Raw genomic sequence first — 8862 nt, 5'->3', positions numbered from 1 at the left:
AAGTAATGGCCTTGGTAAAGTTCACCTTCACCGCCACAGTTTCACCAGAAAGCGGCGTCGCTGGTGTCAGTTGTGGAATGCCATCGACCGAAGGCGCCTGAGTATCCAATTGCAGAGTTTGGGTTTCTGATTCAAAAGTCTGCGCATTACGTGTTGCTGATGCCTGAACACTGACTTCACCATCACTGGCACTCAAATCAAGCGATACCGACCACTGACCACCGCTGAGAACCTGAGCGGTTTCCGATTGAAGCGTACTGCCCGCCTGTTTTGCGACCACAGTGATCGAAGCACCGGCAGCCAGACCCGTTGTTTGGCCGCTGATCACCACGCTCTTCGCCTGTTCCTGGCTGTATGGCGTATCCTGATTTGGCGTCAAAGCCCAGGTCACTGGTGTATTCACGGTTTGTGAATGCGCATCCAGAGCATTTTCTGCGGCGTTTTTGAAACCACTCACTTCGACATTCACCGTTTCCTGCGTAGCTGAAAGCGCTATCTCTGATGTGGTGGTTGCCGTCCATGTGCTGCCAGAGCCCGTTAAGGTCGTGTTTACACCCGCAATCGTCACCGCCCCTTCGGTCACCGACTCGCTGAAAGTCACATTCACCACTGCAGCGGAACCATCGCGTAATGTATCAACACTGATGTTGCTAACGCCCGGCTTTTGCTGGTTCAGCGTCAATGTCTTATCCGCAGGCGCCAACTCACTGGCGTTGACCGTAATACTGTTTGCCACTGTCACGTCACCACCGAAGATCAAAGTGATCGGGCCATCGGTAAACCCAGAAATGTCGTATGCTGAGCTTGCCCAAGTTCCTGCATTGGCGTCGTAGTTCAGCGGTTGAGCGGCCGTTTGCTGCGTCGCACCTTTTAGCTGCAGTGTCATCGTGGAAGATGCCACATGCGTAAACGTACCGCTGATGATGACTGATTTAGCGTCAGACTCATTGACCTGATCAGGCATCACAGTCACCGCCATCTGTGGTGAATACGCCAGCGAGTAGTCACTGTTGGCTGAGCCGATATTGCCGTATTCGTCCTGATAATCCGTCACTGTCAATGCCACAGCATCGGTAGCATCCACACTTGGAACAACCACATTACCATTCCAAACCGTCCCTTCTGGGTTTGCTGTCAATTGAACGTCTGCACTACCCAGAGTCGCTTTCACTCCGCTGACTTTCTTATTGAACGTCAGCGAAACATTGACCGATTCACCCGAAACCTGATGGGTAGGGTTAAAGGTTACATTGCTCAGAGCTGGCTGAGTGCCAGACATCGTTGCTTCACGTGACGCATTTGCTGACGTTCCATTTTGATTGCTTCCTGAGACTGTCACAGAGACATTACCTTCGCTCCAGTCAGCAATGTCGACTGGTGATGATGACCATTCGCTGTCGCTGCTAAATGTAGCTTCAATCGTTGTGGTCTCGCTGTTAGCACCTGACAAGGTGATGGACAGGGTATCACCTTGCTCAAACCCCAGTGCGCTGCCGCTCAGCACCAAGGCCTGCGCTTCATCGACTAAGATCACATCATCGGCCGTGATCGTGTTCACAAAAAGTTCTGGTTGGACATTAAAAAGGGCTTCCTGTGAAGCCCCCGTGTTGCCAGCCAAATCGGAATACCCCGTCTGGACAACAACACGTTGACTGACCTCCCCGGCCTTGAGCTGGGGAGTGACACTCCCCACCCAAGTTTTCAAATACTCTTCCCCGGAACTAAAGCTGATATTCACCTCTCCGAGCTTGGCGCTGACGTCCTTAACAGGCTTCGAGAACGTCAGTGTCACGGTATTCTCTTGCCCATTGACGACGGGTATCTGATCAAGCGAAATGTCATTCGAAACGATGTTTGGCAGCGTTGCGGACAAATTGAATTGTATTTGCTCCGATTGCACCTTTGCTCCTTTGGCATTGGTGCCTTCCGCCATAACGCTCACTTCTCCATCCGCAACCGACGAGAGATCAACGGTTGTCTGCCAGGTATGGTTACTTACCGTAGCTTCGAGCGTGCCTCCGACCTGATGCGTAATTTCACTGCCCTGAGAGTAGAAATGCAACGCAAGTTTATCACCGTCACTAAAACGAGTGCTGGTTCCCGAGATGGCAACGCTACTCACGTTAGTCGAGTTGACATCATTGATCGTATTTACCGCCAGAGTGGGAAGCAACGGCAACCTAAAGTTACTGTTAGCTTCGCCTTTATTACCGGCCACATCACTGTATTCGTTAACCTTAAGAACCAAATCCGTCACGTTATCACCAACCGCAGGTGCAGTCACAGTACCATGCCAAACCATCAGGTTGACGTCGTCTTGTGTCCACTGCACCACGTTAGAGATACCGCCCTCGGCACCAAGGCTGCCTGTAACGCTCGTGACTATTTCTGAGAACTGTGCCGTCACCTTCACCGATTGACCGCTGCTTGCCACCTGAGGATCAAACTGTACTGCCTCAAGTACCGGAGCCGTACCATCTAACTCAACGGACACTTCTTGTGGTGTGCTAGTTAGCCCCCACACATCTGTTACTTCAACGACAACTTTCAGTTTTGATTTGTCGATATCGCTAGAAAGCAGCTGGTATTTAAAGGTGTTACAGAAGTAACCATCACCACAATCGCTGGCTTGGCCGAACCTGGCAGAGGTATCTTCACTGAATACATACGCTTGTCCATCCACACTGACGGTGTAATCGGTCACCTCCGAACCTTCATAAGCTTTGTACTTGAATTTCACTTCAAGACTTGCACTTACGTTCGCTTCTATCGACGTCCCTGCTGCTGGTGATTCAATGCTCGCCTCAATCTGTCCTCGTGGGCGAACGATAACGATCGGTTGTGGATCAGCCTTGTTACCGGCTTTGTCTTCAAGCGCTTTGACTACAAATTCAAATTCACCCGTTGAGTTAGTACCCGGTAGCAATGAGTTCACCTCTCCAGAGAAGTCACAAGCAAGACCACCACCCGATAACGGCTCACATTTATCTTTACTCAGCAAAATGTCCAGCGCACTCACTTTACTCAGTGTTGGCTTACCTGCCGAAGAACCAGCCGCATCCTCACTGTAAACACCAGAGAAATCGTCGCTAAATTTCAGCTTGGTTACAAATTTCTTCTTACCGTCGACAGTCAGTACACTCTTCTCATTGAGGAAGTATTTCCCGTTTACCCAGTTCGAATCAGCTTCATCTTTCACCACAGTCGGTACTGTTGTATCCAAGCCTGCGAAACTGAACAGACTCACTTTTTCGGCTTTATTTTGGGTAAACGTTCTGGTGATCAAAACCGGATTTTTCATCGACTGACCAGCTATACCCTCCAACTGACAGGAGTAAGACTTATCGCTTGGTAAAACCAGTTGATACGGAGGATCCTGGTTATCAGGCACCTGATTACCAGAGCCGTTCCAACTGTCACGGATCCAACATTCCAGCTTCTCGACCTGCGCCTCACCACTGTGCTCAAACTCAACATTCAGAGACTTACCAGAAATATACGTGGCAAAGTTAGCTGGGCTGGTCACTTTCGTTAACGCGACCCCTTCACGTTGAACATTCAATGTGTAAGTGCGCTTAGCGGTGTTCGGGTTGCTTTGCATATTTCCTGGGTACACCACGTTGTCTTCAACACTGAATTCAAAAGTGTACAGGCCGTCTTGTGACGTTTTATCTATGCCAAGTGTTACTGACCACTGATTATCTTCGCCTTTTTGCATCGCCAGTGGGATGCTTGCACCACCATTGAATTTGTAGAAGGCTTCCGGCGTTTTCGTTCCGCTAATGTCTTCGGCGCGCAACGTAAAGACAATGTCCCCCGTTTGGTTAACAAAGCCGCCATCCGATATCAGAGAAGAGTCGGCCTTGTAGCTAGCCTGCAGTTCTTTAATATCTGGCACGTTATTATCAACCCGAATATTAAAACTTTGTGAGTTGCTAAATCCACGTGTGTTACTCGCTTCAACATGCAGTGTGACATCGCTTTCAGCCAACACGTTAATCAGGCGCTTTGCATCCCCCGACGGGGTTGTACCATCGATGTCTGGTTTTGTCTGATCCACTGGGTAAATCCAGTAACGAATCGTGTCTTTGTTTACACCGTCGTTACTCTGGTTATCCAAGTTAGAGCCATCGTAATCCACTGCGTTAAGCGTAAATTCATAGCCATTTTTAGTATAAAAATAGTTTTTACTGATGTCCGCTACGTTAAGGCTGAGCGTTGGGCCATTGCGGTCAATCCGCACCTGACGTGATGGCAACTCAGATTCAAAACCTTTTTTATCCTTAGCTTTAACATACAGGTAAACCTTGTCGGACTCGCTGCCTTTAAGGTCAATATTGTTGGCTTCAGATTCGGCAACGTTCAGCTTGTAAGAACCGACTGGTTGGGTCGATAGCACCTGCTCTTTTACCAGCGTATCCTCACTGCCATCGGTGTGCTTTTGATAAAGAGACACCGCTTCAACACCAGACGCATCCGTGATGGATGTAAAATGGACATCAAAGCTCTTACCTAGAACATTCCCTTGAGTTGAAATAGTGTCTCTAGCCCAAGGCGTGTCCAACATCATCGCCGGACCAACAATATCAGGAGTAAAGGTCAAAACGCCTTGTGAGCTTGTACCTGCAGGCACCGCCGCATTTTTCGCAACAACGAAGAACTGGTGCACGCCGTCTACCGATGCATTAATGTTTCTTGCAATCAAACGCACCTTAACGTCCGGTTGTTCAGCAATCAAACAAGCGGGCGCAGTTTCAGTCGAAAGATCGTCCGCACATTGCACAAGATCCACAACCTCACTCAACGGCGCTTTATATTTCACACTGATCTCAGAAAGTGGGCTCTGACCATCGTCTGCCAGTAGAATCAGGCTGCGTGGAGGCCATTCGTCATTACCACCCAGTACTTTAGGAATCTCTGCGGTACCCTCACTACGGGCAACGGGGCTGGTGGAGTCAATGTTGACCGTAAAGGTTTCAACACCGTACGTATTTTGATCCCGTTTGTTCTGCAGTTTGTCCTCGGCGACAAAGTACACTTTCCAGTTACCGTTATCGAGCGTGTGCTTGCTTTCACCCTCACACGATAGGCACAGCTCTAACGTCGTATCTTTGCCAACATTCTTCAATTCGTCTTTTGTAAACACCTTCGTTTTGCTTGGATCGTCTTTCGAAACAAACAAAACTTTACGCTCATCCGGAATATCACCGACACGATCGGTTACGGCAAAGCGCAATGGGATCTGGCCTTGGATATTCAGATAAGTATCGGCATTGCTAACGCCTGCAGGGAGTTTGTACTCGACGCTAGGGTAATCATTATCAACGACAAACACGGTATAATGCGGTGGATTATGGTTGTTACCCTCCACGTCTTCCGCCTCTACCGCAACAGTGAGTTGATCAATACCCGGATAGCTATCCTCGTCTTTGGTATTCAAGTCAAAGCTTTCAGATCTCTGGTAATCCGTTCCTGTTTTGAGTTGTTTCTCGAATGCCTTTGTATCTGAGCCATTCAGTGGACGCCAAAGCGCACTGAATACCGGAATCGGAGAGTTCTTAATTTTAGACGCGTCTTCAATTTGAACGTTAAACTTCACTAAGCCGGCAACGTAAGTCTCATTATCCGCTTTGTATACTGAGCCTGTACCCGCGTCTGCTGACGCTGTGACTGTCGGACTTGGTGCTTCACCATCAATACTTCCTCCAGACTGCGTAAAGATATTCTGTGACGCGTTGTTTACGGTAATACTTGGATAGGCTTTAGCAATGACGTCTGCCCACTCCAGAGCATCCCTCACTGAAATACCAAAAGACGTCATAACATTATTAACCGCCATCGCCAGCACTTGACGATACGTCTCTGACGTAACTTTATCTCCGTTAACAAAAATCTGCTGGCCTTGGCTGTTCACACCGTCCGCTTTGCCATCCGCGGCCAGATCGTCATAAAACGCCGCGGCATACTCAACTGAAGAAATTCGGGAGCTTCCGCCAGTCAGATCGAGCAGGCCTTCCACAATGAAGCGGTGGAAGAACTCATCGTTCAACAAAATCTCTTTTAGGTCTTCATTGGTCGCATAACCGGTCAGAACTGGATCAAAACCGAAGAAAGAAGCGTTACTTTTAGACGCCAGGGCATTCACAACTTGCTGCAAATACGCTTTAGCATCAGCGTACGTATGCTCACTCTGCTGGCTCCAGATGTAGTCAAACAATCCGGTATGGTATGCCGATAATTCTGTCAGATATATGGTTGAAGGCGGGTTTAGAGCATCAAAGTACGCGCCTAAATGTGCGTTACTGAGATCGACATCTCTGCGTGTTTTGTTGCTCCATTGGTAATAATACGCTTTCCCCGCACCTGGATTACTGAGCTTGAGTTGCAAGAACTGATAAGCACCAAGGTCGGAGCGTAGTTGACAGGTCGCCACATCCGTCGCCCCCTCAACAAGCCGTGTAGTGCAGCTTGCCACCGGGTTACTGTCAAAGTTACCTTTAGAATTTAATCCACGAAGTTCCACCAGCGCATTAGCAAATGGTGTCACCACATTGAACGTAGGCAAGTCAAAGGTCGATCTGAAGTAAATGGTACTGACATCACTTAGGTTACCAGAGCGATCTTCAGTGGTAATGGTAATCTTCTGTTCGCTGCGCTCCGGTACGGACGCGTAATTATCTTCAAGAAGCTCCTGTACGAAGGGAACGTAATAATTGAGGTAAGAGAGTGGCTCTTCCCCGTTTTTGATGATCTCTTCGTGAGGAATGGCACCGGTCGGTTTCGAAAACGCATCGTGACTGCTTACTTGACCAGCAATATTGTAGTCATTATCCGTCGGTGATTTTACGTAATAACGCACCGTTACTTTCAAATCTTCTGCAGAGGTTCCCTGCGCGCCGCCTTCCACATCAAAATTGTCATCCTGTACTTTTACCTTGATGTAAGGAATGTGGTTATTTTTCAGTGTGGTCAAGGCACTGGCATTGAAATCAGCAAAATCAATATCCTGGTGGACGGCTTTCAGCCCTGAGCGAGCGTATACAAAGTCGACTTTCAGATGGTCTTGCGTGGTAGAGATGTTACTTTCAGTAAACGTATTCGACGTGTAGTCTTTGAGCTCTGTTAAGCCCCGGCTACCGTCAGGCGCAATTGAAATAAACGCCATCTGCGCGTCGTCAATGTTCGGATATGTTACTGACTGTGTTGGCGGTGAATTGTCTTTGGTGACAACCCACTCTTTTCGAGTTTCATTCCCCTGAGCATCCGTTGCAGTGATGGTGAACGTGGTCGCCGCACCAAAGCCAGTTGCTGGATATGGTTCGTTGAAGGCACATTTTTCGCCCGCAGGTTCACGACAGGTGATGTCACGGAAGTCGTCCTCACCTAGGCTAATGGTCAGACTTGCAATTTCACTGGTGCTGTCCATCGCCCAACCTTGAAGGTTGTAGCTGTCATTCGTGCTGTTTATGGTCGGTGATGACTCAACTTCAATCACAGGTTTTACGTTGTCCCAGAAGAAAGGCAACAATACGCCGCTGTTCGACTCATGATAATTGCCGAGCACGTCCTCAGCATACACGACCAAACGCGCCCCAAGGATAAGAGGCTCTCCCTCATCTGGCGTTGGATAATTGCGGTCGATGGTAAATGTGTCCACTTCCACACTGGCTTGAGTAGCACGGATACCGCTGGTAAAGTCAGTCAGGTCCAGCTTGCAGTACTGCTCCATATAACCGTCAGTACACTGCATTTCCTCGGACCAACCATTCGCGGTTTCCAATTGCAGTTTGACCGTTAGGTCCTTGACACCGACATCATCTTTTAGATCGATGATGATTTTGGCATCACCGGCAAGCACGCTGTCACTGTTTCGCGTCACCGTTGGTGCATCTTGATCGATGGCGACTTCATCTCGTGGTGGCAACGCGCCGCCGTTGCCGTTTGGCGTGCCTAGTTTATTGAGCTGCTCACTGAAATCGCGGTATTCGCTCGGCTTGGTGCCCGACACGTTTAAAGCAGGATCGTTCACGACAATCATCACGTGTTGGGACAGTACGTTCGTATATAACTCGCTGTTTACGTCAACCTGACCAAAGCTCATACCCAATTCAACGCCGTTAGCGTCTGCTTCTTTACCATCCAGCACTCCATCCGAGCGGATATCTCGATATTGGATGTCCGATAGATGCATTGATGTATAAAGGGTTTTACTTTCTTCGGTAGGGTAACGGTCTATCAGATCTTTGGCGTAAGACGAATAAGCCGTTAATAACGCGCCGTATTTATGGCCATCGGTGGCATTGCTGCTTTGACCGCCCTTGGTAATGTCAATCGGGGTGGTTTCGTTAACATCAAAACCGTACATATCGCTGATGGTATTTACCGAGCTTGTGACCGCATTGGTCGCACTCTCTCCACGTTCGATTTTGTACTCTGCCAGACCGGTCGCCATATTTGACAACGGCGTCAGCATGATCGACTGAGATGTTCCTTCTGAGAAGTTGGCCACACTCGACATCGTCATTGTTTTGCCATTACTGGCCGATATCACTTCTTCTGTAATCGGATCGCGGTAAGCGCCGCCGCTGGCCTTCACATAGACCGGCATGCTAGAGGATTTGACCGGAACAGAATAGTAACCGGACTGATCCGACTTGGATTCACCCAGTTTACGTCCTAATTTTCCGTCTTTGTATTCCCAAACAGATACTGTGGCACCAGATACTGGCGCATCGTATACCTTGCCTGAGATGGTTCCGGTTGCGCGATCCGGTGGCGTAGAGTCTTTCTTACTGCCACCGCCACCACCGCCGCCACAGGAAGCGAGCGTCATGGCTAAACAGACTAAAGACAACCTAGCTA

1 protein-coding gene is annotated in these 8862 nt (G+C 48.9%); it reads right to left on the bottom strand.

What is annotated here, in order from left to right; genetic code table 11:
• The coding region (locus CAG65_RS03695; RefSeq protein ID WP_161452253.1) for a tandem large repeat at positions 1-8833 on the bottom strand (8833 nt) is incomplete at its 3' end.
• Positions 8834-8862: the final 29 nt, after the last annotated feature.

The sequence above is a fragment of the Vibrio sp. V39_P1S14PM300 genome (genome assembly GCF_009904765.1).
Taxonomy (GTDB): domain Bacteria; phylum Pseudomonadota; class Gammaproteobacteria; order Enterobacterales; family Vibrionaceae; genus Vibrio; species Vibrio proteolyticus.
The sequence above is the reverse complement of the archived record's forward strand: the minus strand, read 5'-3'. Positions and strand labels throughout refer to the sequence as shown.